Source organism: Pseudomonas sp. CCI3.1, from assembly GCF_034313985.1.
Lineage (GTDB): Bacteria > Pseudomonadota > Gammaproteobacteria > Pseudomonadales > Pseudomonadaceae > Aquipseudomonas > Aquipseudomonas psychrophila.
This window is the reverse complement of the sequence record NZ_JAVIWO010000001.1, coordinates 913667-938277: the sequence shown is the minus strand read 5'-3', so window position 1 is coordinate 938277 and position 24611 is coordinate 913667. Positions and strand designations below refer to the sequence as shown.

Annotated in this window: 27 protein-coding genes; 17 read left to right on the top strand and 10 right to left on the bottom strand. The window is 59.4% G+C overall.

Translation table 11 applies throughout. The annotated features are described in order from the left end of the window. Positions 1 to 120: 120 nt before the first annotated feature. From RGV06_RS04175 to RGV06_RS04140, 8 genes are all read right to left on the bottom strand, one after another. Complete coding sequence (locus RGV06_RS04175; protein WP_322149455.1) at positions 121 to 678, bottom strand: GNAT family N-acetyltransferase; 558 nt, start codon at positions 676 to 678, stop codon at positions 121 to 123. Between the two features lie 85 nt (positions 679 to 763). Continuing rightward, positions 764 to 2860 (bottom strand): flagellar biosynthesis protein FlhA, encoded by a 2097-nt coding sequence (locus RGV06_RS04170; protein WP_019825452.1) that lies wholly within the window; start codon positions 2858 to 2860, stop codon positions 764 to 766. 2 nt (positions 2861 to 2862) lie between these two features. Beyond that, positions 2863 to 3993 carry a flagellar biosynthesis protein FlhB gene (gene flhB / locus RGV06_RS04165; RefSeq protein WP_322149454.1) on the bottom strand — a complete coding sequence of 377 codons (1131 nt, stop codon included), beginning with the start codon at positions 3991 to 3993 and terminating at the stop codon, positions 2863 to 2865. Continuing rightward, entirely contained in the window at positions 3986 to 4786 is an 801-nt protein-coding gene (fliR, locus tag RGV06_RS04160) for a flagellar biosynthetic protein FliR (RefSeq protein ID WP_322149453.1), read from the bottom strand. The genes flhB and fliR overlap by 8 nt, the downstream gene beginning before the upstream one ends. Before the next feature lie 4 nt (positions 4787 to 4790). After that, positions 4791 to 5063: a flagellar biosynthetic protein FliQ gene (locus RGV06_RS04155; protein ID WP_019825455.1), complete on the bottom strand. Its 273-nt coding sequence runs from the start codon at positions 5061 to 5063 to the stop codon at positions 4791 to 4793. Then, on the bottom strand, positions 5063 to 5800 hold the full coding sequence (gene fliP / locus RGV06_RS04150) for a flagellar type III secretion system pore protein FliP (protein WP_231984428.1): 738 nt from the start codon (positions 5798 to 5800) through the stop codon (positions 5063 to 5065). Before fliP ends, RGV06_RS04155 begins: the two co-directional genes overlap by 1 nt. Positions 5801 to 5826: 26 nt before the next feature. After that, positions 5827 to 6198, bottom strand: a complete 372-nt coding sequence (locus RGV06_RS04145; RefSeq protein ID WP_019825457.1) for a flagellar motor switch protein FliN — start codon at positions 6196 to 6198, stop codon at positions 5827 to 5829. Continuing rightward, entirely contained in the window at positions 6195 to 7034 is an 840-nt protein-coding gene (locus RGV06_RS04140; protein WP_322149452.1) for a FliM/FliN family flagellar motor switch protein, read from the bottom strand. The genes RGV06_RS04145 and RGV06_RS04140 overlap by 4 nt, the downstream gene beginning before the upstream one ends. Positions 7035 to 7450: 416 nt before the next feature. Here RGV06_RS04140 and RGV06_RS04135 point away from each other — a divergent pair, with 416 nt between their 5' ends. From RGV06_RS04135 to RGV06_RS04055, 17 genes are all read left to right on the top strand, one after another. Next, complete coding sequence (locus tag RGV06_RS04135) at positions 7451 to 8857, top strand: sigma 54-interacting transcriptional regulator (RefSeq protein ID WP_416194550.1); 1407 nt, start codon at positions 7451 to 7453, stop codon at positions 8855 to 8857. A 52-nt stretch (positions 8858 to 8909) separates the two neighbouring features. After that, positions 8910 to 9242, top strand: a complete 333-nt coding sequence (locus RGV06_RS04130) for a flagellar hook-basal body complex protein FliE (RefSeq protein WP_322149450.1) — start codon at positions 8910 to 8912, stop codon at positions 9240 to 9242. A 20-nt stretch (positions 9243 to 9262) separates the two neighbouring features. Then, positions 9263 to 10936: a flagellar basal-body MS-ring/collar protein FliF gene (fliF, locus tag RGV06_RS04125; protein ID WP_198822456.1), complete on the top strand. Its 1674-nt coding sequence runs from the start codon at positions 9263 to 9265 to the stop codon at positions 10934 to 10936. After that, positions 10908 to 11963: a FliG C-terminal domain-containing protein gene (locus RGV06_RS04120; protein WP_019825462.1), complete on the top strand. Its 1056-nt coding sequence runs from the start codon at positions 10908 to 10910 to the stop codon at positions 11961 to 11963. The genes fliF and RGV06_RS04120 overlap by 29 nt, the downstream gene beginning before the upstream one ends. Before the next feature lie 10 nt (positions 11964 to 11973). After that, positions 11974 to 12666, top strand: coding sequence for a flagellar assembly protein FliH (gene fliH, locus RGV06_RS04115; protein ID WP_019825463.1), 693 nt, complete (start codon positions 11974 to 11976; stop codon positions 12664 to 12666). A gap of 3 nt (positions 12667 to 12669) precedes the next feature. Then, a complete protein-coding gene (gene fliI, locus RGV06_RS04110) occupies positions 12670 to 13989 on the top strand; it encodes a flagellar protein export ATPase FliI (RefSeq protein ID WP_019825464.1) in 1320 nt (439 codons plus the stop codon). 163 nt (positions 13990 to 14152) lie between these two features. Then, positions 14153 to 14590 carry a flagellar FliJ family protein gene (locus RGV06_RS04105; protein ID WP_048351460.1) on the top strand — a complete coding sequence of 146 codons (438 nt, stop codon included), beginning with the start codon at positions 14153 to 14155 and terminating at the stop codon, positions 14588 to 14590. A 74-nt stretch (positions 14591 to 14664) separates the two neighbouring features. Beyond that, a complete protein-coding gene (flgM, locus tag RGV06_RS04100) occupies positions 14665 to 14946 on the top strand; it encodes a flagellar biosynthesis anti-sigma factor FlgM (protein ID WP_019825466.1) in 282 nt (93 codons plus the stop codon). Next, the gene (flgN, locus tag RGV06_RS04095) at positions 14943 to 15377 is read left to right on the top strand and encodes a flagellar export chaperone FlgN (RefSeq protein ID WP_019825467.1); all 435 of its coding nucleotides are present in this window, start codon (positions 14943 to 14945) and stop codon (positions 15375 to 15377) included. The genes flgM and flgN overlap by 4 nt, the downstream gene beginning before the upstream one ends. Positions 15378 to 15658: 281 nt before the next feature. After that, positions 15659 to 16984, top strand: coding sequence for a flagellar filament capping protein FliD (gene fliD / locus RGV06_RS04090; protein WP_048351457.1), 1326 nt, complete (start codon positions 15659 to 15661; stop codon positions 16982 to 16984). Between the two features lie 9 nt (positions 16985 to 16993). Next, positions 16994 to 17377: a flagellar export chaperone FliS gene (fliS, locus tag RGV06_RS04085; RefSeq protein ID WP_019825470.1), complete on the top strand. Its 384-nt coding sequence runs from the start codon at positions 16994 to 16996 to the stop codon at positions 17375 to 17377. After that, complete coding sequence (locus RGV06_RS04080) at positions 17361 to 17678, top strand: hypothetical protein (RefSeq protein ID WP_322149447.1); 318 nt, start codon at positions 17361 to 17363, stop codon at positions 17676 to 17678. Before fliS ends, RGV06_RS04080 begins: the two co-directional genes overlap by 17 nt. A gap of 2 nt (positions 17679 to 17680) precedes the next feature. Further along, positions 17681 to 18769 (top strand): flagellar hook-length control protein FliK, encoded by a 1089-nt coding sequence (locus RGV06_RS04075; protein WP_322149446.1) that lies wholly within the window; start codon positions 17681 to 17683, stop codon positions 18767 to 18769. 61 nt (positions 18770 to 18830) lie between these two features. After that, entirely contained in the window at positions 18831 to 19277 is a 447-nt protein-coding gene (locus RGV06_RS04070; protein ID WP_048351456.1) for a flagellar basal body-associated FliL family protein, read from the top strand. Between the two features lie 7 nt (positions 19278 to 19284). Then, complete coding sequence (locus tag RGV06_RS04065; protein ID WP_019825477.1) at positions 19285 to 20037, top strand: FliA/WhiG family RNA polymerase sigma factor; 753 nt, start codon at positions 19285 to 19287, stop codon at positions 20035 to 20037. Next, positions 20022 to 20897: a flagellar motor stator protein MotA gene (gene motA / locus RGV06_RS04060; RefSeq protein ID WP_019825479.1), complete on the top strand. Its 876-nt coding sequence runs from the start codon at positions 20022 to 20024 to the stop codon at positions 20895 to 20897. The genes RGV06_RS04065 and motA overlap by 16 nt, the downstream gene beginning before the upstream one ends. Next, on the top strand, positions 20884 to 21801 hold the full coding sequence (locus RGV06_RS04055; RefSeq protein ID WP_322149445.1) for an OmpA family protein: 918 nt from the start codon (positions 20884 to 20886) through the stop codon (positions 21799 to 21801). The genes motA and RGV06_RS04055 overlap by 14 nt, the downstream gene beginning before the upstream one ends. Positions 21802 to 21853: 52 nt before the next feature. Here the strand turns inward: RGV06_RS04055 and RGV06_RS04050 are convergent, their stop codons facing one another. Both RGV06_RS04050 and lafA read right to left on the bottom strand, forming a co-directional pair. Further along, entirely contained in the window at positions 21854 to 22648 is a 795-nt protein-coding gene (locus RGV06_RS04050; RefSeq protein WP_322149444.1) for a winged helix-turn-helix domain-containing protein, read from the bottom strand. Between the two features lie 1025 nt (positions 22649 to 23673). Then, positions 23674 to 24549 carry a lateral flagellin LafA gene (gene lafA, locus RGV06_RS04045; protein ID WP_019825486.1) on the bottom strand — a complete coding sequence of 292 codons (876 nt, stop codon included), beginning with the start codon at positions 24547 to 24549 and terminating at the stop codon, positions 23674 to 23676. Between the last annotated feature and the right edge of the window lie 62 nt (positions 24550 to 24611).

The window sequence follows — 24611 nt, the reverse complement described above, 5'->3', positions numbered from 1 at the left end:
CGGCGCCACGCCCACCCCCCGCGTGTTGCGGATTTGCGACCGCTTCGCGATCGAACGTAGCCTCGTTCTACTCGTCAACTGCTACGGAGCGGTATGAGTTCTTCAAAAGCACTAAACCCGTTAGGTCTGCCAGTTGCGAGCCAACATGGCGTAGATATACCGGCTGGTCCATTCGCCGTTGACCCACATGCTTTCAATAAGACAACCCTCCTGTTTCCATCCCAGTTTGCTGAACAGGGTGTATGAGCCGGTATTGCGGATATCGATGGACGCAAACAAGCGATGCAAATCGTAGCGTTTGAAAGCCACACCAATCAGCGCCGTCAGCGCTTCCGATGCGATGCCTTGCCGGTGAAACGACGGGGCGAAAATGCAACCGATCTCTGCCTGTCGGGACGCCTTGCAGGTCAGTCGAATCATCACTTCACCGGTCAGGATTCCTTCCGGATGTTTGATTACGGCCCAACGGATTTCATCTCCGTCATGTTCAGCCTGGGGGTTCAAGGCGCGCTCGAAGCGCTCCCGGATGGCCTGTAGGTCAGGTTGCACTTTAAACAGGTAGCGGTAGGTTTCAGGCAGTGAGTGGTAGCCCAGAAAAGCCGTGAAGTCTTGCTCCGTGAAGGGTCTGAGCAAGAGGCGGCGGGTGTAAACCTGAGGTATTTCCGGTGTCTCGGTCATAGCGTCTCCGTGAGTCGTTTTTTGTTGTTGTGGTGCATCGGATTTGACCTCCATCCGCAAACAGCAAGCCCGCATGGCCGGGTGTTTACCCCAGCGTCCCGACAATATTGACGCTGACGTTCTCCGGGATTTCGTTCTGCGACAGCACATGCAACCCCGGGCTGAATACCCGCGCATAGCGCGCCAGCAACGGACGCAGTTGCGGCATGACCGTCAGCACCGGAGGATGACCGTCCTTGCGCAGTTTTTCCTTGACCACCGGCATGGCGTTTTGCAGTTGGTTGAGCAGGTTGGGCTCCACGGGAATGTTGTCCAGACTCACCGGGCCCGCTTGCTGAGCAATGCTCAAGGCCCCCAGCAGGGTGTTTTCCAGGGCATTGTCGAGCACGAACACACTGACTTCATCGCGTCGCCCGGTAATGCTCGAGACGATGTTGCGGCGCAAGGCATAGCGTACATCGGAAGCCAGCAGGACCGGGTCTTTGGTGCTTTCGCTGCTTTCCACCAGTGCCGTGGCCACGGTGACGATGTCGCGCAACGAGATGTTCTCCACCAGCAACTGGCGGTACACCCGGTGCTGCTGGGTATAGGACAGTTGGCCCTTGAGGTTCTCGGTCAGTTTGGGCGCCAGTTCGGTCAGGCGTTGCATCAGGTTGTCGACGTCATCGTGCTTGAAGATGTCCGCCAGGTTGTCGCGGATCACCTTGTTCAGGTGCGTGGCAATCACTCCGGCACAGTCAACCACTTGATAACCCAGGTTCAGGGCCCGGCTCTTGTCGACCGGCTTGATCCATACCACCGGCATTTTGTAGGCCGGGTCGATGCCCAGGATCCCGTCCACTTCGCCATACAGGTCGGCCGAAGGGATGGCCATCAGGTGATCGGCATGGATTTCGGCGCCTTCGATCTGCTCGCCGTTGATATGGATGGAGTAGTGCGCCGCCTTGAGCCGCAGGCTGTCGCGGATCTGGATTTCGGGCAGCAGGAAACCCAGGTTTTCCGATAGGGTCTGGCGTAAACCGCGCACGCGTTGTGTCAGGGGCGCGCCCGCCGCTTCATTGACCAGCCCCACCAGTTTGTAGCCCAGTGACACCGAAAGCCGTTCCACGTGGGGGATGTCATCCCACGCCAGGCTTTGGCTGCGCTCGTTTTGCATGGCCGCGCTGAGTGCGCTGACCGCTTCAAGTTCAACGGCCTCGGCCGGTGGCTGAAAGCGCGAGACGCTCCAGGCCACGCCACCGACAACCGCGGCAAAACCCAGGAATGCGATATGCGGCATGCCGGGCACCAGGCCCAGTACCAGCAGGATCCCGGCCACGGTGTAGAGCAGGCTCGGCGATGCCAGCAACTGGCGGCGCACCTGGGTGGTGATTTCGGCGGATTCGTTGATCCGCGTCACGATCAAAGCCGCGGCGGTGGACAGCAACAGCGCAGGGATCTGGGCCACCAGACCGTCACCGATAGTTAGCAGGGCGTATTGCTTAAAGGCCAGCCCGGCCGGCAAGTCGTACACAAACAGGCCGATGGCGAAACCACCGAACAGGTTGATGATCAGGATCAGGATCCCGGCAATCGCATCGCCGCGCACAAACTTCGACGCACCGTCCATGGCGCCGTAAAAGTCGGCTTCCTTGGAGATGGTCTGGCGCCTCTGCTTGGCCTGATCCTGGGTGATCAGGCCGGCATTGAGGTCGGCATCGATGGCCATCTGTTTGCCGGGCAGGGCATCCAGGGTGAAGCGCGCCGTGACCTCGGAAATCCGCTCGCCGCCCTTGGTGACTACCATGAAGTTGATGATCATCAGGATCACGAACACGATCATCCCGACGATAAAGTTGCCGCCGATCACCACTTCACCGAACGACTCGATGACCTTGCCCGCGGCCCCCGTGCCGTTATGACCTTCGAGCAGTACGATCCGGGTCGAGGCCACGTTCAGGGTCAGGCGCAGCAGGGTGGTGATCAGGATCACCGTGGGGAACAGGGAAAAGTCCAGCGGGCTTTTTGACGACACGCTGACCATCAGCACCAGCACGGCCATGGCGATGTTGAAGGTGAACAGAATATCCAGCAGCAACGGCGGCAAGGGCAGGATGATCATCGCCAGGATCGACAGAATCACCAGCGGGATCCCGATCCGGCCACTGCGCAGCGTCGGGAGGAGGTTGTGCAATACGTTCATGTTTATGCCTTGTTCGCCATGCTTTCGGGTATCGGTAGGTTGTCCGGAAACTGCGGCTTGACCCGCATACCGCTCTTGTATGCCTTGAGTTGCAGGATGTAGGTCAGCACATGGGCGACGGCTGCATACAGCGGCGCCGGGATCTGCTGGTTGACCTGGGTGGTGAAGTAAATGGCCCGGGCCAGGGGCGGTATCTCAAGCACTTCGAGCTTGTGGGCGATGGCCATTTTGCGGATATACAGGGCCATGTCATCGACGCCCTTGGCGATCACGAAGGGCGCCTGGGCCTTGTTGGTGTCGTACTTGATGGCCACGGCGTAGTGCTGCGGGTTGACGATCACAGCATCGGCGTCCTGGATCACCTTGCTGATCTGGCGCTGGGAAATCTGGCGCTGGATCTGCTTGATCCGGGCCTTGACCTCGGGGCGTCCTTCCTGGTTTTTATGCTCTTCCTTGCGTTCCTGTTTGGTCATGCGCAGTTTTTTCAGGAAGAAGTAGCGCTGGATCGGAATGTCGATGGCTGCAAACACCACAAATATGCCCATCAGCGCGATCAGGATGTTGAACGTCATGGTGAACGCCGTACCGATGGCCGTGGGCAGGCTGGTGCGCTGCAAGGCGATCAGTTGAGGGACAGCGTCGCTGATCAACATCCAGGCCACACCGATCAGTACGGCAATTTTGGCCATCGACTTGAACAGTTCGACCCAGTTCTGTTTCGAAACGATGCGCCCCAGGCCCGTGATCGGGTTGAGCTTGCTGAATTTGGGGTAGAAGTTCTTGGCCACAAACACCCAGCCCCCCGGGATCAGTGAAAACACCACCACCAGAATGCTGGTGAGCAGCAGGGGGGCGAGTATCTTCACGAACAGGGCCATGTTGTGGCTCAGAATCAGGCCCAGGTCCTCCTGGGTGATTTCGCTGGAATGAAAGTCCAGGAACGAGATCCGGAAGCTTTCCTCAAGGCCGTGGTAATAGCTGGAAAACACCATTTTGAGGATCAACAGGGTGGCAATCAGCGACACGGTGGTGGACAGGTCCTTGGAACGGGTGACCTCACCGTCTTCGCGACTTTTGCGCAGCTTCTGGGGCGTGGCGTCTTCGGTTTTTTCCTGGGCGCTGTTGTTAGACATCCGGCCCTCCTTCGAGCATGGCACCGATGTTGTCCAGCAGGTCGCGGGTCAGGTGCAGGTAGTTTTCCGGCAGGTTGGGCAAGGTCATGTAGATGCACAGCAGGCCCACCAGAATGGTGATCGGGAACCCCAGGGAAAACAGGTTCATCGAAGGTGAAATACGGTTGAGCAGGCCAAAGCAGAACTGCACCAGCACTACGCAGAACACCATGGGCAGGGTCAGCAGCACGGCGGCGCTGAATACCCAGGCGACGGCCTGGATGAACACGGTGTAGCTCTGGTAGTTGAGCCCGCTGCCAACCGGCCAGTGGCTGAAGCTTTTGAACAGTACGCTAAGGGTCACCAGGTGCCCGTCGATGGACAAAAACAAGAACGCCAGCAACACGAAATACAGCTGGTAAACGATCGATGACGACGACACCCCGTTGACCGGATCGTTGTAGCGCGCCATCGTCATGCCCATCTGCGCCGACACGACTTCGCCGACCACGCTGAACACGGTGAACACCAGTTGCAGGCACAGCCCCAGGATCAGGCCGAAGGCGATCTGTTCAAGGGCCAGCAGCGCACCCTGGGCCGACAGCGGGTTGATATCCGGTACCGGGGGCAGGGCGCCGCCAATGGCTGCGGTGACCACCAGGGCCAGCAGTACCCGGACCTTCTTCGACATGGCCTTGTGGTTGAACAGCGGGGCCATGCTGAACACTGCCAGCAGCCGGCAAAACGGCCACCAGTAGCCTTGCAGTGTGTGCAAGTACTGGGTGGCGTTCATCAGGGGTTCGGTCGCGTTCATCGGTTCAGCCCACCAGGGACCCGGCGATTTTGAAGGTTTCGATAAACAGGTCACTGAGTTTGCGCAAGATCCAGTGGCCGGCAAACATCAACATGCCCAGGGTGATGAGCAGGCGCGGCAGAAAGCTGAGCATCTGTTCGTTGATCTGGGTCGCGGCCTGAAACACGCTCACCAGCAGGCCACCGAGCAGGCTGGGCACCACCAGTACGCAGACAATCAGGCCCGTGACCAATACGGCGTGGCCCACCAGGCCCACGGCGACTTCGGGAGTCATCATCACGAACCTCCAAAGGGCTGGATGCTGCTGGCCAGGGTGCCCATCAACAAGGCCCAGCCGTCCACCAACACAAACACCATGAGCTTGAAGGGCAGTGAGATCATCATGGGTGACAGCATCATCATGCCCATTGCCATCAAGACACTGGCGACCACCAGGTCAATCACCAGAAAGGGCAGAAAGATCATGAACCCCAGCTGGAACGCGGCTTTCACCTCACTGAGCACAAAAGACGGCAGCAGCAGGGAGAAGTCGAGATCTTCAAGGTTCTCGGGCAATGTTTCGTTGGCCAGCGCCACCATGGTCTCCAGCGAGGCCTTGTTGGTTTGTGCGAGCATAAAACCGCTGATGCTCTTTTTGGCCACGTCCAGGCCCTGATCCATGGTGATCTGATCGTTCTGGAAAGGCTGGTAGGCATCCTGGTAGACCTCTTGCCACACCGGGCGCATAACCAGCATGGTCAGGCACAGCGCGATGCCGATCAGTATCTGGTTGGGCGGGCTCTGCTGCAGGCCCAGGGCCTGGCGCAAGATGGCCAGCACGATGATGAAGCGCGTAAAGCTGGTCATCATCATCAACATGGCCGGCAAGAAACCCAGCATCGTCATCATCACCAGGATTTGCAGCTTGATGCTCAGTTCCTGGCCGTTTTCACCGTCATTGAGGCTAAACAGCGAGATCTCGCCGTTGGCCGCCAAGGCCCATTGCGGCACACACGCCACGAGCGCGACCAGCATGCAGAAAACGGCTGGCTTGATCAGTTTCATAACGCCAGGTCACTCAGGCTGGAACCGCTGAGTTCCACAATGCGCAGGCCGTAGTTGCCATGCACCACAACCACTTCGGCTTTGGCAAACAGGGCGCCGTTGACCTTGACGTCCAGCGGCGCGCCAGCCAGTTTGTCCAAGGCAATCACACTGCTGGCATTAACGTCCATCAGCTCGCGCAGGGAAATTTCGGTTGAAGCCACTTCCAGGGTGACGGTGACCGGGATCTTGCCGAAAAACTTCAAGTCCTGTTGTGGCAGGGGAGCGGCTTCGGGGGGGCTGGCCTCTGGCGCAAGGTCGTCGTCAAAGGCGGGCAGCGTGTCATTGAGAAGGTGGTCGAAGTCGGAATCGGAAATGGAGTTGTTCATTGGCTGTTAACACTGTCCAGAGAGGTTAAAAACAAGGCGCCGTCATCTTCGGAAATGGCCCCGTGAAACAGTTTTTGCTGCTTGATATGAACTTCACAGCGGTCCAGCAAACGCACCATCAGGATGTCGTCCACTTGCAACGCAAGCACATTGCTCAGTGGCAATTGTGTCCGGGCCAGCACGCAGTCCAGGTGTACCGGCAGTTCGACGATGCGGTACCCGGCGCCCTCGGCCTGGGGCAAGGGTTGATCGTCGCTCAGGCGGCGGGTCAGCTCATCGACGGCCTGGGCATCCAGAGACAGGAACACCGACGACACCCACTGGGTGGCGGTGCTGCAAAACACGAACTCGATGCAGTAGGCCCAGTGAATCTCTTCATAGGTGCTCACCGAACTGTTGATCGTGCCCAGCGGGACATCCCCCATCAGAATGCGTGCGCAAATGGTCGACACATCGACACCCAGCCGCGTCCGCATGCGGTGTTCCGACGAGCTGACCGGCGGCTCATCCTGTGCGGGGGGCGTGGATCCACCGTAGTAACTTTCCAGCAACTCGCTTAATAACGGGCGGTCGATACTGAAACCGATTTTGCCGATAGCGGTCATGAACCTGCATTGCGGGTCCGGTTGTTGTGTTTCATGGACAATCACTTCGCACAGGTCACTGTTGATTCGATAGGTACTTAAAAAATAATCGCTCAGTGCCTTCGGGTATTTACCGGCCAGCTCTTTTATATAAATAGGTACTTTGTGATAGTACCGGCCCAGTTTCTCGGGCTTTAAAAACAACAGGTCGTCTGCAGGCACCTGATGTTGGACTTTTCTATAACCAGTCATAGTGAAAAGATCGTTCCTGGAAGTTGTAGCGCGCATCCTTTTGTATCTCGTGCCTGCCGGGGGGCAGGTGATTCGTTTCCTGGAATCGAGAAGCAGACCTCCACTGCCTGCTGGGGTCGGGGAGCGCCTGGCTGGTGGCGAGTATAGGAATCCGCCTTAAAATTCCTAAATCAAAAACTGTCAAATCGGCGTTTGACAGGGATCATGGCGATTTGATGGTTAATGATTTCAGTTTTGTCGCGGCCTTGCCTACAGTTCGACCGGTCACAGGAACGTGAGTCTTTACAGGCCGCTTGAGTGCAGCCAGCACCCGAAACGAACACGCACAGGTATCGCACCGTCATGAACACTTCCCCACGCCGGGTGCCAGGGTTCATGTCGACAGACACTCGCGATCCAAACCGCAGGTATACACGGTGAGACCGGTTATTAATTCGTACAGTCATACAACTTCTGCTTTGTTTGAAACCCGCACCGAACAGCCCCCGGTTATTGTGGTGGGTCATCCGGACAATAAAGGGTATTCAATATTAGTGGACAGTTTGTCTGAACAGCGCTGCCCTGTAATCTGTGTTGAAAGTTATACCCAGTTGCAAGCGCATGTGTTCAATCAAGCCACCCTGGTGTTTGTATGTGTCAGCGGTTTTTCAGTTCAACTGCTAAATGCCGAGACTGAAAACTTCATTCGTCATGCGCGCCATATAAGTGTGGTTCCGGTCGTGGAGTACGCCGAGCAGGAACGTGCAACCGCGCTGCTTGAAAGAGGGTGCGTGGACTACCTGCTGGCGCCGTTCAGTGCCACCCAGATCAAGGCGTTGCTGCAACGCCATGCGGCGGCTGCCACTGCCCAGGAAAGCTTTGTGTCGTGTTCGGCTGCGGGGCGCCGTCTGCTGGCGATGGCCCAGCGGGTGGCCGTGACCCGCGCGCCGATCCTGATTACCGGTGAAACCGGCACCGGCAAAGAAATGATGGCGCGCTACATTCACCGTTTTGCCTCCGGCGACAATGCCCCGTTTGTGGCGGTCAATTGTGCTGCCATCCCCGAGCAGATGCTCGAATCCCTGTTGTTCGGTCATGAACGCGGCGCCTTTACCGGCGCAGTGACGGCCCAGTGCGGCAAGTTTGAAATGGCCAATGGCGGCACCTTGCTGCTGGACGAAATCGGCGAGCTGCCCCTGGGACTGCAGGCCAAACTGTTGCGCGTGTTGCAGGAACAAAAGGTGGAGCGTCTGGGCGGGCACAAGGAAATCGCCCTGGACGTACGCATTATTGCCGCGACCAACCGTGACCTGAGCGAAGAGGTGGCCCAGGGGCGCTTTCGCGCCGACCTGATGTTTCGTCTGGACGTGCTGCCTTTGCACATCAGCCCGTTGCGCGAGCGCCAGGACGATGTGCTGGCCCTTGCCCGGCGGTTTATCAGGCGCTACGCCCCCCAGGAAGATGCCGATTGCCTGCTTACCGAACAGGCCTGCCAGGCGCTCTTGCAGCATGACTGGCCGGGCAATGTGCGCGAACTGGAAAACACCCTGCAACGGGCGCTGATCCTGCGCAAAGGGCTGTTCATCCAGCCGCAGGACCTGGGGCTGGCCGCCACGGCTGCCTGCGCCAGCCCGCTGCCGCTGCTCGAAGTCGAGCCCAGTGACGGCAAGGCCGCGTTGCGGGCCACCGGCAAGTGGGCCGAGTACCAGCATGTGCTGGACACCATCCGCAAATTCGACGGCCATAAAAGTAAGGCGGCGCACAGCCTGGGCATGACCCCCCGCGCCTTGCGCTATCGACTGAGTGCCATGCGCGAACAAGGAATATCGATGCCGGCTTTCTGAGTCTGTCCGTTCACCTTCACCCGATATTCCAACCCCCAGTGGAGCAATACCCATGAGTTCGATTTTGAGTGTCCAGCAAAACATGCTGGGCCAGATGGAGCAGGCCAAAGGCCTGGTGCAAAACCCGATGATCCAGCCCGCAGTCCTGTTCGAGCAAACGGCCAGCGGCGGTATCGGTACGGCGTTCGAACAGGCCATGCGCTCGGTAGACGCCCAGCAACATGTGGCGGGCAAGGCGATGGCCGCCGTCGACAGTGGCCAGAGCGATGATCTGGCCGGGGCGATGATCGAAAGTCAGAAAGCCAGTGTGGCATTCAGTGCCTTGCTGCAAGTGCGCAACAAATTGACCACGGCATTTGATGACGTGATGAGAATGCCGCTGTAACCGACCAGTGAGTGCTGAACGTGCTGCAAACAATCAACGATAAACTCAAGCCGCTGCTGGGCGGGGTCAAGCTTGACCCGCGTCTGGGGCTGGGGCTTATGGCCGGGCTGGCAGGCCTGCTGGCCCTCGCCGTGGTGTTTTACCTGTGGCGCGATCAAGGCGCCATGCGCTCGCTGTACGGTGCCGGGGAAGCGTACCCCGCCGCCGACGTGATGCAGGTGCTCGATGCCGACAAGATCGCCTATCAGCTGCACCCCCAGAGCGGGCAGATTCTGGTACGCGAAGCCGACCTGGGCCGCGCGCGCATGCTGCTCAGTGCCAAGGGCGTGCAGGTCGCCGTGCCCGCCGGGTACGACCTGTTCGACAAGGACGAGCCGCTGGGCACCAGCCAGTTTGTCCAGGACGTGCGCCTCAAGCGCAGCCTGGAAGGCGAACTGGCCCGTACCATCATGGCCCTCAAGGGTATCGACAATGCCCGGGTACACCTGGCCCTGCAGGAAAGCAGCTCGTTTGTGGTGAGCAACCGTGAGCCGGCCAAGGCTTCGGTGATGTTGCAGATGAGCCCGGGAGCCAAACTGACGCCGGAGCAGGTGGGCGCCATCGTCAACCTGGTGGCCAACAGTGTGCCCAAGCTGCAAGGCAAGGATGTGAGCGTTGTCGACCAGTACGGCGCGCTGTTGTCCCGCGGGCTCAACACCAGTGGCGCCCCGGCGCAGAGTTGGCAGTTGGTCGAGGAGTACCAGCAAAAAACCTCGGGCAATGTTGAACAGGTGCTTGCCCCCATCCTGGGCCACGGCAACTACCGAATCAGCGTCACGGCTGATATCGACTTCAGTCAGAAAGAAGAAACCGTTCAAGCTTTTGGCGACACCCCGCGCCTGCGCAATGAGGTGTTGCAGGATGAAAGCGTTCTGGACCAGTTGGCCCTGGGGGTTCCGGGTTCGCTGAGCAATCGCCCGCTGGCACCACCCGCCAAACCGGCGCCGGGCACTACGGCCAACACCGCCAACACGAGCACCGACAAGGGGGCGACGTCGATCCGCAAGGAATCCAATCGCAAGCTCGATTACGACCAGAGCGTCACCCACGTCAAATACTCGCCGTTCAGTCTGCGCAGCCAGAGCATTGCCGTGGTGTTGAACGGCACCGCCGAGGCAGATGGCGGCTGGTCGCCGCAAGCCCGCGCCGACCTGGAAACCATGCTCAAGAGCGCGGTGGGCTTTAACAGCAGTCGCGGCGACGTGCTGACCCTGAGTGTGTTCCCGTTTGCCGCAGCCGACATGTCAATCGAGCAACCGCTGTGGTGGCAGGACGACAAGCTGCATGAGCTGGTCAAAATAGGCCTGTTTGGCCTGATCAGCCTGTTGTTGCTGCTGATGGTGGTGCGCCCGGCACTGTCTCGCCTTATGGGTCGCAAGGAGCAGGGGCTGGTGCCGATGGCCGATGCCGAGCTGGCACTGGGCAATGAGCATGCCTTGACGAAGATCGCCGAGAGCAATGAGGACTCAGGCCGGGTGTCGGTACTGGGCGGATTGAATCCGCTGTCTGAAATTTGTCTCCCGGCACCGGGCTCGGGACTGGAACTGCAAATCGAGCATTTGCAGATGTTGGCTAAAAACGACCCCGAACGCGTGTCGGAAGTGATCAAACAGTGGATAGGCCGCAATGAAAACCATCTCAACACCTCCCTCTGATGCCCTGCAGGGAGTTAATGCCCGTACGGCGCAGAGCCGCACCATGAACTCCCTTGAGCAAGCCTCGATCCTGATGCTGAGTATGGGTGACAGTGTTTCGGCAGGGGTGCTGCGTCACTTTTCACGTGAGGAAATCGTGCTGATCAGCCAGGCAATGGCGCGCCTGAGCAACGTCAAGCAGCCGATGGTTTCCGAGGTGATAAGCCGCTTTTTCGACGATTACAAAGAGCAAAGCAGCATCAAGGGCGCTTCACGCAGCTACCTGTCGGGCATGCTGGGCAAGGCCTTGGGCAGTGACATTACCCGTAGCCTGCTGGACAGCATCTACGGCGAGGAAATCCGCGCCAAGATGGTCAAGCTCGAATGGGTCGACCCCAAGCAGTTCGCCACGCTGATTGCCAAGGAGCATGCGCAGATGCAAGCGGTGTTCCTGGCCTTCCTGCCTCCGGGCATGGCCGGTGAAGTGCTGGAGAGCATGCCGACCTGGCGTCAGGACGAGTTGCTGTACCGCATTGCCAACCTCAGTGAGATCAACGGTGATGTGATCAAGGAGCTGGAGCAACTGATCGACCGCAGCCTGTCAGTGCTCTCGACCCAGGGTTCGCAAGTGCGCGGGGTCAAGCAGGCGGCCGACATCCTCAATCGTTACAAGGGCAACCGCGACCAGATGTTCGAGCTGTTGCGTGCCCAGGACACCTCCCTGGTGGAGCGCATTGAAGATGAGATGTATGACTTCTTTATCCTCTCGCGCCAGAGTGAGGAAGTGTTGCAGGCATTGTTGGAGGCCATCCCCCTGAGTGAGTGGGTGGTAGCGCTCAAGGGCGCGGAACCTGCCCTGGTCAAGGCGATCCAGGGCGCCATGCCCCGTCGCCAGATGCAGCAGATGGAAGCATTGAACCGTCGACAGGGCCCGGTGCCCATGAGCCGGGTCGAGCAGGTACGCAAAGAAATCATGGCGGTGGTGCGGGAGTTGGCAACCGAAGGCGGCCTTGCGGTACAGCTGTTCCGTGAACAGACCGTAGAGTGAGGAGTGCGCTGTGTCGATCAACGTACTGAAGGGCAAGACCCGAGACTGGCGCCCCTACCGTTTTCCACCGTTACCGGAGGCTTTGGCGCCGGAGTGGAAAAACGATCCGATTGCCCTGCAACGCGCCATCGCGGACGGCTTTCAGGAAGGCAATGAAAAGGGCTATCTGGAAGGCCTTGTCCAGGGCGAGGAGCATGGCCGCCAGCAAGGTTATGACGCTGGCCGTGAGCAGGGCTTAGAGGAAGGCCAGGAGCAGGGCCGCCAGCAGGGGCGAGCGTCTTTTGACCTGGCCAGTGCGCCGCTGGAAGCCGTCAACCGGCAACTGCAAAGCTTTTTGGCGAGCTTTGAAAACAGCCGTCGCCAGGAGCTGCTGGCCTTGGTCAAAAAGGTCTCGGAGCAAGTGATTCGCTGCGAACTGACCCTGAACCCCACCCAATTGCTGACCCTGGCGGAAGAGGCTCTGTCGACCATGCCGCTGGAGGCGGTGAATGTGCACATCAACCTGCATCCCCAGGAGTTTGCACGGATCAAGGATCTGGTGCCCGAGCGCGCCGCAAGCTGGCGGCTGGTGGCGAACGAAACGCTGGCGCTGGGGGAGTGCCGCATCGTGACGCCCCAGGCCGAAGTGGACGTGGGCTGCCAGCAGCGTCTGGATGCCTGCGTCGCGACCCTGTCCGAGCATATGAACCTGAGCGAGGAGTAAGGCGTGTACAAACCTTTTGTACTGGATGAGGCGCTGCGTTCACTGGATACCGTGCAACTGGCCAAGGTCAGCGGGCGGCTGGTGCGCATGTCCGGCATTTTGCTCGAAAGCCTGGGTTGCCATCGGGTGACCGGGCAGCGGTGTTATGTGGAGCAGGCTGACGGGGAGATGCTCGATGCCCAGGTGGTGGGCTTCAATCGGGATATCACCTACTTGATGCCGTTCAAAAAACCGGTGGGGCTGAGTTCGGGGTCGCGGGTGTTTGCCGCCAGGCAGGAAGAGGCCTTGCACATCGACGAGTCGTGGTTAGGGCGAGTGATCAATGGTCTGGGCGAACCGATGGACGATCTGGGCAAGCTCAGCGGGCGCGACACCCTGCAAGTCGAGTTGCCCAGGGTCAACCCGCTCAAGCGCCAACCGGTGAGCGAGCCGCTGGATGTGGGCGTACGGGCGATCAATGGCCTGCTGACCCTGGGTAAGGGCCAGCGCGTAGGGCTGTTTGCCGGCAGCGGGGTGGGCAAGAGTGTGTTGCTGGGCATGATCACGCGCCAGACCGAGGCACAGGTGGTAGTGGTTGGCCTGATTGGCGAGCGGGGCCGCGAGGTGCAGGAGTTTATCCAGCACTCCCTGGGTCCTGAAGGCCTGCGCAAGGCCGTGGTGGTGGTGGCCCCGGCCAACGAATCGCCGTTGATGCGACTCAAGGCCGCCGAGTTGTGCCACAGCATTGCGGCGTATTACCGCGACCAGGGCAAGCATGTGCTGCTGTTGATCGACTCCCTGACCCGCTATGCCATGGCCCAGCGTGAAATCGCCCTGGCTCTGGGCGAACCCCCTGCCACCAAGGGCTATCCGCCTTCGGTCTTCGGCATGCTGCCGGAGCTGGTCGAGAGTGCGGGCAACGGGGAAAGCAGCAGTGGCAGCCTGAGTGCGATCTACACCGTGCTGGCCGAAGGCGATGACCAACAGGATCCGATCGTGGACTGTGCCCGGGCCATTCTCGACGGCCATATCGTGTTGTCGCGCAAGCTTGCGGATGTGGGGCACTACCCGGCGATCGACGTGGCGGCCTCGGTGAGTCGCTGCATGAGTCAGGTGGCCGGGCGCCAACACCTGGGGGCGGCCCGTACGTTCAAGGAGTACAGCAGCACCTATGAGGGTATCAAGGACCTGATCCCGCTGGGTGGCTACACCCCGGGTATGGACCCGGTGACGGATCGTGCAGTCAAGCTGGCACCCAATATCGAGCGGTTCCTGCGTCAGGATGTCGGGGTCGGCGCACCGTTGAACCTGTGCATCGACACGTTGCAGAGCATCGTCAAATGACCGGTCGTGAAACAACGCTGCTTGTGTGTGGGAGCGGGCTTGCTCGCGATGGTCTTCAGGGCGCCGCATTGACTCAGCCAGTACGCGTCATCGTTGACGATCATCGCGAGCAAGCCCGCTCCCACAGAAGCAAAAATCGCTTGAGTGAACGGGGCATGCAGCCATGAAAAACCGCATCAACATGCTCAACCGCCTGGCCCAATTGCGCGGAGTCCAGGCGCGCCAGGTCATGGGCCGGGTCGGATACCAGCAGAACCTGTGCGACCGCTATCGCAACAACATTGCCGGGTTGACCCGACTGTGCGGCTTTACCAGCGCCACGACCACACCCTTGCAGCGCCACAACCAGCAACAGTACAAGGCGACGTTGCATGCCATGATCAATTTGCAGGTGCGCGAGCTGAAACTGGCCGAGCAGACCCTCAAACGCATCCAGGACGAGTTGCAGCACGTGGTGCGCCAGGAGCAGGTGCTGGTCCAGGTTATCGAGGACAAGATGCGCCAGTGGCAGGCGACCCTGGCGCAACAGGAGCAGAAAATCCAGGACGGTCTGGCGAGCCAGACCTGGTGGCGCAACAAGGCGCAGGAAGTGTTTGGCTGATTTTTTGCCTTTTGTCCTTAAGCGGTTCGCCAAAGGGTCGCCTTTACACCGTATTACCCGTTCTGGAACCCATCATGGAAATCACTCGACAGCCTGTTATCAGCATCAGCCAGCCATCCGAGCTCGCCGCGTCCGGCAGCAGCGAGCGCAGCACGGGCGGTCCTGTGGCCCCGATCAGCGCACCGGCGCCGGTCAAGCCGGGCCTGGAACGCATCCAGTCGGCGCTGGGGCAATTGCCGCAAGTGGACCTGGACAAAGTCGCGCAACTCAAGGCCGCCCTGGCCGCCGGTGAGCTGAGCAGCGACAGCGCCACGCTGGCCGGGGCCATGCTGACCTATCACCGGGGCGAGCGGTGAGCCAGCGCGAGCAGTTGCTCAAGGTTATCGAGCAGGATGTGCACGATGATCTGACTGGGTTTACACGGCTGCACGGGTGCATGAGCCATCTGCAAGTGGCCTTGATGGCCCGCGAGTGTGACGCCATCACCACGGCCAATGAGCAGATCTCGGCGTTGATGGATGCCGCCGGTGCCCGTGCCCGGCGCCGCAGCCGGGTGCTTGAGGTGTTTCACCTGGGCACCGACACCCATGCGATGCAAAGCCTGATCGACCTGTACCCCCCCGATCGGCGCGCGACCCTGGTGCGCGCCTGGAAAACCCTGATCGTCAGTGTCGAGCGTTGCCGAGACCTCAATGAGCGCAACGGCAAGTTGCTGGCCATGCACAGCGAGATTTTTCAGCAGTTGGCCCGTCACGACAGTGCCCAGGTGTATTCCCCTTCGCTTTGACCCGGTGCGTGCACAGCCAACACCGGGTGCCTGCCCCCCAATCGTTTACCGCCACGTTGCCCTCAAGGGATTAATCAACTGTCCGTTCAGGTCGCCTTCAACAAACAGGCCCTGACGATTAAGTGTGGGCGACAGGGCGGAAACGCACCTTCCACCCGGGGCTGAGAAAACCCGCGATGGGGAAGGTGAGTTTCTCGGTAATTTTATAAAAACCATTATAAATCAATAGGTTAAATGTTGGCATAGGCTTTGCTAACTACCTTGGATAGGAGAGATTAGACATGGCAATTGATACCAACTACATCCAGACCCAGGCCAAGATTCTTGCTGAATATGAAGTTCAGCGTGAACTGGCCCAGGCCCAGCGCAACGAGACCAAATACAAGGCACAGCTGGCGGCCGTGACGACTCTGGATACTGCGCTCAAGGCGCTCGGTTCAGCGGTCAAGGGGCTCAAGGGCACCGACAAGAGCATGCTGATCAACCAGGCGGTGTTCAGCAAGGAAGGCATGGCCAGTGCCACCCTCGGCCCCAGCGCCAAGGAAGGCAGCTACCAGTTTTTTGTCGAGCAACTGGCCAGCCGTCATCAGGTTGCACTCGGAGGCCTGGGTACCGATGCGGCATCCAGCGGCACGTTCTACATCAAGCAGAACGGCGAGGAATTTGCCGTGGACCTGAGCGCGGGCGACAGCAATGGCGACGGCAGCCTGTCCCAGGAAGAGCTGGCGGCGGCTATCAATGCCCACCCTGACAACAAGGGCGTAAAGGCCACGCTGGTACGCAGCGGCGGCGAAGTGACGATGGTACTGAGCGCCGAGGAAACCGGCGAAGCCAACCGCATTGAATTACGCACCGATGCCACTGGCAGTGCCCTGGAAGCCAGCCTGGGCAACCGGCAGGAACTGTCCAAGGGCCAGGACGCGATTGTGTACCTGGGTGCTGACGCCAGCGGCATGAAGTTGCAACAGGGCTCCAACACATTCAAGGACATGATCGACGGCGTCAGTCTGACTTTCAGCAAGGTGCATCAGGCCGGTGACGAGCCGCTGACCGTGAACATCAGCCGTGACCAGAGCGCCACCAACAGCAAGCTCAATGAATTTATCTCGGCGATCAATACGTTGTTCGCCACCTTCGACACGCTGACTTCGGCGGGGGGAGAAAAGGGCGGACGCGGGCCTCTGGCTGGCGACTCGGGCATCCGTGCGGTCGAGTCGATGGTCAACAACGTGCTGCGTACCCAGTTCAACGGCATCACCCTGATGGAATTCGGCATTTTGGCGGATTCCAGCGGCAAGTTGAAAGTCGATACCAAGGCGTTTGAAAAGATGCTCGACGCCAACCCGGATGCTTTTGAACAGCTCTTTTCCGGCAAGGGAAACATGATCGACAGCATGGACAAGAGCCTGGCGGTTTACACCAGCTCCAGCACCGGAGCGATGAAGGCCCGCAAGGACAACCTCAACAGCATGCTGCAGAAAGTCGAAGTCAAGTTCGACGAACTGGAGAACAAGTACCAGAACCACTACCAGCGTTACCTCAAGCAATACACCCAATTGGCGCAGGTCATGGCGTCGATGGAGCAAACCTTCAGCATGTTTGGATGATTTTGAAAAATGAATGATAGCTATGACGGGTACCGCGCAGTCGACCTTGAAGTCCGTGTGTGTGCCGCTTCGCCGTATGAACTGGTGCTGGTGATGTTCGATGGTCTGCTCGATGAACTGAGCAGGGCACGCGGGCACATCGAGGCCAGCCATTACGAACTCAAGGGCCAATCGCTGGAAAAGTGCATGAATATTCTCACCGCACTCAACAGCACACTCGATTATGAAGAGGGCGGTGAGCTGGTGCAGGACCTGTCACGGCTTTACGACTACTGCCTGCACCGTCTGGTGGACGTCAGTGTGTCCCTGTCGGTTACCGGTATTGATGAAGTTGTGCATCTGTTGGGGCAGATTCGTGACGGCTGGGAAGGTGTCAATGCCTCACACCATTGATTTGCGCCGCCTGGATCATCTGGGGCAATTGCTCAGTGCCGCGCTGGCCGCAGAGGACTGGGCGCGCATTGGCGAAATCGACGCGCTGATCCGCCAGGGCCTGCAGCGTTTGAGAATCACCGGTGAGCTGGGCGCAGAGCTGCAGGCGCGCCTGGAGCCTCTCAAAGCCCTGCATGCCCGGGCGTTGCAGGGCTGCACGCGAGAATGCCAGCGTGTTGGCGGCCTGTTGGGCCGTCACACCGAACATGTGGAAGGGCGTCGCGCCTACTCCCTGCTCGATAGTGTGCAGGGGGAGGTCTAGTCATGGACATGTCTTTGTCGCTGCTCGGCGGAATCGGTGCCGCTTTTGATCCCCGTAACCTGCCTGTCGAGGATGCCCTGGTGATGGGCGATCTGGCGCCGCTGTTGTACGTGGCGCCGCAGCCCGAACTCGATCCGCCCTTGCCGTTGGCTGAATTGCCTGTGGAGCTGACCGCCACCGAGCCACTGCCCGAGGCTGAAGCCGAGGCGCAGTCCGGGCCGGCAGCCGAGCTGCAACAGGATCCTGTCGTGGACCCGCAGCAGTGGTTGAACATGATGCTGAGCCAGCAAAACGCCCAGGTTCAGGCCCGTGAAGTTGCTGCACCGGCGGTGCAAGCCGTGTCCGGTGAACGGCTGCTGGCCCGCATGGCGTCACACACCGCCCAGGAGCCGGTTGCCGCCCGTGATTCAAACCGAATGGCGCCGGTATCCGGGCAGGCCCGAACCCCCAGCGAGCTGCCCGTCGACGGGTTGGCAATGATGCTGGACAAGCGCGATGCACCGGCAGTGCGAATGGTCATGCCCGTTATGAGTGCCGCCAGTGAAGGCGTGCCGCTGGCAGTGGCCGCCACGCTCGAGGCGCTGTCGGGCACAGAGGGGGCTGCTGCGCCTGCGCCATTGACGCCGGCCCCCCAGACTTCAGGTCCGGTGCTGGAACGCGGGCTCAAGTTGGCAGAACCGCAGGCCCGCTGGGGGGAGCAAATGCTCCATGCCCTGCGTGAAACCGTCGAGGTGCAGGTCCAGCAACGTTTTCAGCAAGCCACGATTCGCCTGGACCCGCCTGAACTGGGCAGCCTGGAAATTTTCATCAGTCATGAATCCGGCCGCCTGAGCGTGCATATCTCCGCTGCCCAGACCGATGTTGCGCGTTTGCTGGCGGCCACCAGCGAACGCTTGCGCCAGGAACTGGTGGAGCAGAACAGCCTGCAAGTGAACGTGCAGGTGTCCAGCGATTCGCGAGGGCATTCCTCCCGTGATCAGGGCCGGTCAGCCCGTGAATCGGCCATTGCCGATGCCGATGCCGTACAGGATGGGCAGGCGCCCGCAGATTTACCCACGCAGCGCGACAACGGCGTGCTGGTGACCGTTTGACCTCCCTGGCGCCGTTGTACGGCCAAACCGAAACTGAACTCCAAGTGGATTGAACTTTTACATGTCGATGTCACGCGTCATTTTATTAATAGTGGGGCTCAACACGGTGATCACCGTGGGTGCAGCGGTGGGTGGTTATCTGTATTTGCGCCCGATGATCAAGGGTGCGACCGCAGGGGTGGTACAGCCGAGTAGTGACCTGGCGTTTTACCCGATCGAAAAAATTATCGTCAATCTGCCGGGGCAAGGGCGTGAGCGCTATGTGGTGCTTGATCTGGCCCTGCAGGCGGACACCAGTCTAAAAGCTGACACCCTCAAACAGATCGAACCGCTGGTACGCCATTCGGTGATCAGTTCGTTGTCTCAGCTTTCGTTTGATGAGTTGCGCCAACTGGGTATTGATCAGGTGCAAGGCCGGATCGAGACCCGGTTGCGACAGGACTTTGCCAGCAAGGGTCTGACAGCACCGTTCAGCGGTGCGCTGGTCAGCAAGTTGCTGGTGCAGTAACAACGCCATGAACAATCATCGTTTGGTCGATCACGGCTCGAGTGGCGCAGATCACTGCCCGCAAACACTGACTCCGGATGTTGAGCAGCACTGGATCTTGAGCTACTTGCCGCTGGTCAAGCGCATTGTCAATCAGCTGTCGCTACAGGCCAGCCAGGTGCTGGACCGTGAGGACATGGAGCAGATTGGCCTGATGGGCCTGCTGCAGGGGTTGCGCCGCTACGGCACCCCGGATGAGCAGTTTGGGCGCTTTGCCGCCCTGCGTGTTCGCGGGGCGATTCTGGATGAACTGCGTCGCCTGGACTGGCGCCCCCGGCAAGTGCGCCAGCAGGCGCACAAAGTGCGCGACGCCCTGCGCAGCCTGACCCGGCAATTGGGTCGAGCACCCCGTGATGAAGAAGTGCTCAAGGCCACGGGGCTGAGCGAAACACAGTATCAAGGCTACTTGCAGGCAGAAGCGGCCGAAGCCATCGAAAGCCTCGATACCTTGCTGTGTGATGGCAGTCAGGACTTTCAACATTCAGGTCGCGGTGTTGAGGAACGTGTGCTCAACGAGCGCCTGTTGGCTCAGGCACTGGACCCGCTCAACGAGCGCGAGCGCCTGGTGCTGACGCTTTACTACCAGCATGAGTTGAGCCTCAAGGAAATCGGCCTGGTACTCGACATCAGCGATGCCAGGGTCTGCCAGATCAGCAAGCAGGCGATCGAGAAGGCTCATCATTTTTTAACCAAGAGTAATGTGACGTGCAGAAAATTTTAGGTGCAATCATCATCCTCAGCTGCGTGCTGGGGGGGTTCGCTTGGGCGGGTGGCTCACTGAACGTGTTGTGGCAGCCCTCCGAATTGTTGATCGTCGTGGGCGCAGCGCTGGGTAGCCTGATCATCGGTAACCCCAAGGAAGTCCTGATTGAAATGTGGCATCAGACCAAGGGGGTTTTTTCGTTCCGCCGCCGTGGCGAACAGTTCCAGCGCGAGCTGTTGATGTTGCTCTACGAGTTGATGGAAACCGTTGAAATAGGGGGGCTCAAGGCGCTGGATGCGCATATCGAGGAGCCTGAGCAAAGCGATCTTTTCAGCAAGTACCCGTTGATCCTTCAGGAAAAAAACCTGATGGCGTTTATTGCCGACAACTTTCGCCTGATGGCGATGGGCAAGATCAGCGCCCATGAGATGGAAGGCTTTCTGGAGCAAGAACTGGACGCCATGCATGAAGCCCTGCTGCTGCCGTCCCGTTCGCTGTTCAAGGTGGGTGAAGCCATGCCCGGTTTCGGGATTCTGGCCGCCATCCTCGGCATCATTATCACCATGGACAGCATCGGCGGCTCGGTCGCCGAAATTGGTGCCCATGTTGCGGCTGCGCTGGTAGGCACTTTCCTGGGGATCTTCTTCTGCTACTGCCTGATGGAGCCCCTGAGTAATGCGATGGCTCAGCGTATCCGCACCGAGATGTCGGCCCTTGAGTGCGTGCGCACCACACTGGTGGCGCATCTGGCGGGCAAGCCGACGCTGCTGGCCGTAGACGCCGGGCGCAAACTGATTGAGCAGGACGTCAAACCGACCTTCAAGCGCCTTGAAGACTGGGTGACGGCTTACGAGGACCGGGTCAATGAGACGAGCTAGCGAGTCAGGCGAGCAAATCATTATCAAGCGCCGCAGCAAACGCGGACATGAAGTGCTGCACAGCGGCGCCTGGAAGGTCGCGTTTGCGGACTTCACTCTGGCCATGATGGCGTTGTTCATGGTGCTGTGGATCATTCAGCCCCAGGCCGATGCAGAGCGTATGGCACTCAGGGGGGAGGGTTATGACACCGTGTTCGATGGGGGTGCCGGTATTTTCGACGGTGTCAGTGCCGTGCCGCTTGAAAGCGCCGTGGCCCAGGAGATCGTAAAGGCCGATTCTGTGGCATCCCTGGCACAGCCACTGGCGCCAGACACAGCACCGCTGCAGGCCGAGCGCTACGAATCCGAGGCTGATATGCAGGAACTGGCCAGGCTGATGAGCCTGCTCGCCGAGCGTACGGATGCACTGGCCAATATCGAGGTGCAAGTCGTGCCTCAGGGGCTGCGAATTCTGATCAAGGATGATGCCACGCGCTTTATGTTCGAGCGGGGCAGCGCCCGCATCAATCCGCACTTTCGTACCCTGCTGGGGGCTTTGGCGCAAGAACTGGCCAAGATCGACAACAAGCTGATCATCAGCGGCCATACCGATGCCACGCCTTATCGCGGCAAGCGCGACTATGACAACTGGAACCTGTCCGGCGAGCGTGCCTTGCAGGCCAGGGGGGTGATGGTCGCCGCGGGCTTGCCGGTCAAGGGCGTGTTGCAGGTTTCGGCCCAGGCAGATGGCATGCCCCTGCGCCCTGAGGAGCCGCAAAGCGGTGTTAACCGGCGTATCGAACTGCTGTTGCTGACGCGTCAGGCGGAGGCGCTGTACCGCCAACTGTTTGCTGACGGCCATGCGCGTTATGCGCCGGGCGATGTTGATTACATCCAGCCAGCAGCGGCTCGTGGGGTTAACTAGAAGGGTAATGTATTGCGCGGCAGGTAGCCGCGCAGATTCTATTGGCGGGCGCTCAGTTTACGCAGTCGCGCAGGCGTGCATCACTGACGCTCTGAATGTCGTCACGGTGCAGCTTGAGCACATGGTGCTGGCCCGAGTGCAGGGAGCAATAGATCTGGTACTCGCCATCGGCGCTGCCAACGATCGCCAGCTCGATCGGTTGATCACTCAGCTGGATCATGCGCTCGCTGAGCGTACGGGTCGTTTTGATCAGCTCCTTGACCTGGGGTTCCTGCTGATCGACATACATCACGGTATTGGTCCCTACTCTCTGCATGCTTGCATAGAGCTCAGGAGACGGCAGGGCGAAAAAGTAGCCGGCAACCGCCACGGTAATCGCGGTGATGGCCATGAACCGACGGCCCATGCCGGAGGGCGCCCGTGCAGGGGCTGCATAAGGCTGCGCGGTTGCCTGCCCGGCTGCCAGAGGGGGCAGCGGTGTGGCGCTTGCCAGCCTGCTTTGTTCAATGATGTAGGTTGGATTCAGGCGGTAGCCGCGACGCGGCACGGTCTGGATGATCTGCAGGTTTTTCTCGTCACCCAGGATCTTGCGCAGGGTATAGACCTGCTGGTTGAGACTGCCGGGGCCGACCACACGGTCTGACCAGGCATAGGCCACGAGGGTGTCGCGGTCGATCACCTGCCCGGGCTCTTGCAACAGACGTTCAAGCAGGCGACCGCCGGAAAACCCCAATTCGACAGTGCGTTTTTCTTCATCCTTGAACAATGTCAGCGTGTATAGCACCGGGCAGAATAAAGCATGTTGCTGGCTGTGACCGGTCTTCATATTCGCATCAAAAGTGTTCATTCAGAGGAGTCACCATGCTAGGGAGCGCAATCTTACGCTTCAGTCTTCGGCGACTCATGTAGGGTATTTCTGATTTTAATTAAGGGCGAATCGTAATCCCCCCCTCAGCACTGAGCCTGAATGAAGCCGGCTAAAGCAAAGCCCTTGACGGGCTGTCCCCGCTCTTAATATTCACAAAAAGAGTGTTCTTTCAGAGGGTTAACCTGTCGAGGTGCAGCTCTACTTTCCGGTATCCAAAAGCACTCTGTCGGGCCTGTCCGAACGTGACGCTTGAGTAAATGGCTCACACTCGCGTAATGCCTGTACGAATCATGCCAAACAGCGGAAAGCCTGCTTCCCTCTGGCGGAAGAGCCAGGGTACAGAGGAGGAAAAACACGCTTTGGAGGGCCTCGTAAATTTATAATAAGTGCATATAAAACAACAAGATAGAAAATATCTAAGAGGTGACATGGTCCCTGCAATGAGGCTGAGAACTGTTTGTAATAATCGTGATGCAATGGCCCACCCAAGACCGCAGGCATGCAGAGTCTGGCCGACAAGGGTGGCGGGCTTGACCCTGTGTTGCTTGCGGATCGCCGCCCTCTGCAAAGATATTTTCAATGGACAAACCCATAGATGTGACCCGCCCCTTGATGCCCGCCCTGCAGGCCCCGCAAATCTAAGGCGAGTTGATCTCCACGCCGTATACCTTTGCGGCCACGGCCTATGCCCTGGTTTGGAATCACCTGATTACCCGATACCGGCCACCGCGATCACCCTGCACGACTGTCTGGGGCTGCCCCATTCAACCCAGCCGGGACTGGATGCTCGACGAGGTCGGCATGGAGCAATGGCGCAAGGCCTGATTGACAGACCTGTGAACATGGCCCGCTCAGCGGGCCATTTTTATTGGGACGAGAAAAGCATGGGTGGAGCAGGAGGCGTTTTCATCCCCTCCGTCCTCTCACACCACAGTGCGTCAGGATAAAAAAACGCCCCCGAATCACTTCGGGGGCGTTTTTGTTCAAGCGTCCTGCCTTGGGTTTTAGCCCAACAAGGACATAACCATGCTCGGCATTTGCCCGGTTTGCTTGAGCATGGAGATGCCCGACTGCATCAGCATGGAGTTCTTGCTCATCATCGCGCTTTCGCTGGCGAAGTCGGCATCCATGATGCGCCCACGGGCCATTTCGGTGTTGTCCTTGACGTTGGACAGGTTGTTGGCGGTGTGGTTGAGGCGGTTGATATTGGCACCAAACTGGCCGCGCAGTTCGCCCACGCTGTCCAGCGCAGCGCTCAATGCGGTGATCTGGGCGTTGGCGGCGGTGCTGGTGGAGATTTCAGTGCCGGATACCGGGGCTGCGCCGTAGCTCTTAGACAAGCCGCCCAGTTCAGTGCCCAGGCCGGAGGTTTGTGCCGACAGGTCAAGGTCGAGGGTCTCTGCGGCGCTGGCGCCGATCTGGAACGCCACGGCCGAACCGAATTTGCCGGTGGTGCCGTCACTGCCGAACAGTTTTTCGCCAGCGTAAGCCGTGTTCTCCATGATGTTGTGCATTTCTTTGCCCAACTCGTCGTACTCGGCCTGCATCGAGGTGCGGTCGGCGTCGCTGTTCGTTCCGTTGGCAGACTGTGTGGCGAGGTCTTTCATGCGCTGCATGATGTCGGTCAATTCGTTGAGCGAGCCATCAGCGGTCTGCAGCAGCGAAGACGCGTCGCTGACGTTACGCAGGGCCACCGCCATGCCTTTGGACTGAGCGTTCATGCGGGTAGCGATCTGCAGGCCAGCGGCGTCGTCAGCGGCAGAGTTGATGCGCAGGCCAGTGCCCAGGCGCTGCTGGTTGACGGCCAGGGCGTTGTTGGTCTTGTTCAGGTTGGTCTGGGTCAGCAGCGAGGAGTAGTTGGTGTGGATAGTCAGGGCCATGATCGAAATTCCTGGTGAGCATTGAGTGTTGAAATTGTCGCGGTGCAGCTTGTTCTGCCCGC

Excerpts from the sequence above, each read along its gene's own strand:
- RGV06_RS04175 (WP_322149455.1), bottom strand. The coding sequence starts at position 678 with ATGACCGAGACACCGGAAATACCTCAGGTTTACACCCGCCGCCTCTTG.
- RGV06_RS04170 (WP_019825452.1), bottom strand. The coding sequence starts at position 2,860 with ATGAACGTATTGCACAACCTCCTCCCGACGCTGCGCAGTGGCCGGATC.
- flhB (WP_322149454.1), bottom strand. The coding sequence starts at position 3,993 with ATGTCTAACAACAGCGCCCAGGAAAAAACCGAAGACGCCACGCCCCAG.
- fliR (WP_322149453.1), bottom strand. The coding sequence starts at position 4,786 with ATGAACGCGACCGAACCCCTGATGAACGCCACCCAGTACTTGCACACA.
- RGV06_RS04155 (WP_019825455.1), bottom strand. The coding sequence starts at position 5,063 with ATGATGACTCCCGAAGTCGCCGTGGGCCTGGTGGGCCACGCCGTATTG.
- fliP (WP_231984428.1), bottom strand. The coding sequence starts at position 5,800 with ATGCTGGTCGCGCTCGTGGCGTGTGTGCCGCAATGGGCCTTGGCGGCC.
- RGV06_RS04145 (WP_019825457.1), bottom strand. The coding sequence starts at position 6,198 with ATGAACAACTCCATTTCCGATTCCGACTTCGACCACCTTCTCAATGAC.
- RGV06_RS04140 (WP_322149452.1), bottom strand. The coding sequence starts at position 7,034 with ATGACTGGTTATAGAAAAGTCCAACATCAGGTGCCTGCAGACGACCTG.
- RGV06_RS04130 (WP_322149450.1), top strand. The coding sequence starts at position 8,910 with ATGAGTTCGATTTTGAGTGTCCAGCAAAACATGCTGGGCCAGATGGAG.
- RGV06_RS04120 (WP_019825462.1), top strand. The coding sequence starts at position 10,908 with ATGAAAACCATCTCAACACCTCCCTCTGATGCCCTGCAGGGAGTTAAT.
- RGV06_RS04105 (WP_048351460.1), top strand. The coding sequence starts at position 14,153 with ATGAAAAACCGCATCAACATGCTCAACCGCCTGGCCCAATTGCGCGGA.
- flgM (WP_019825466.1), top strand. The coding sequence starts at position 14,665 with ATGGAAATCACTCGACAGCCTGTTATCAGCATCAGCCAGCCATCCGAG.
- fliD (WP_048351457.1), top strand. The coding sequence starts at position 15,659 with ATGGCAATTGATACCAACTACATCCAGACCCAGGCCAAGATTCTTGCT.
- fliS (WP_019825470.1), top strand. The coding sequence starts at position 16,994 with ATGAATGATAGCTATGACGGGTACCGCGCAGTCGACCTTGAAGTCCGT.
- RGV06_RS04080 (WP_322149447.1), top strand. The coding sequence starts at position 17,361 with ATGCCTCACACCATTGATTTGCGCCGCCTGGATCATCTGGGGCAATTG.
- RGV06_RS04075 (WP_322149446.1), top strand. The coding sequence starts at position 17,681 with ATGGACATGTCTTTGTCGCTGCTCGGCGGAATCGGTGCCGCTTTTGAT.
- RGV06_RS04070 (WP_048351456.1), top strand. The coding sequence starts at position 18,831 with ATGTCGATGTCACGCGTCATTTTATTAATAGTGGGGCTCAACACGGTG.
- RGV06_RS04065 (WP_019825477.1), top strand. The coding sequence starts at position 19,285 with ATGAACAATCATCGTTTGGTCGATCACGGCTCGAGTGGCGCAGATCAC.
- RGV06_RS04055 (WP_322149445.1), top strand. The coding sequence starts at position 20,884 with ATGAGACGAGCTAGCGAGTCAGGCGAGCAAATCATTATCAAGCGCCGC.
- RGV06_RS04050 (WP_322149444.1), bottom strand. The coding sequence starts at position 22,648 with ATGAACACTTTTGATGCGAATATGAAGACCGGTCACAGCCAGCAACAT.
- lafA (WP_019825486.1), bottom strand. The coding sequence starts at position 24,549 with ATGGCCCTGACTATCCACACCAACTACTCCTCGCTGCTGACCCAGACC.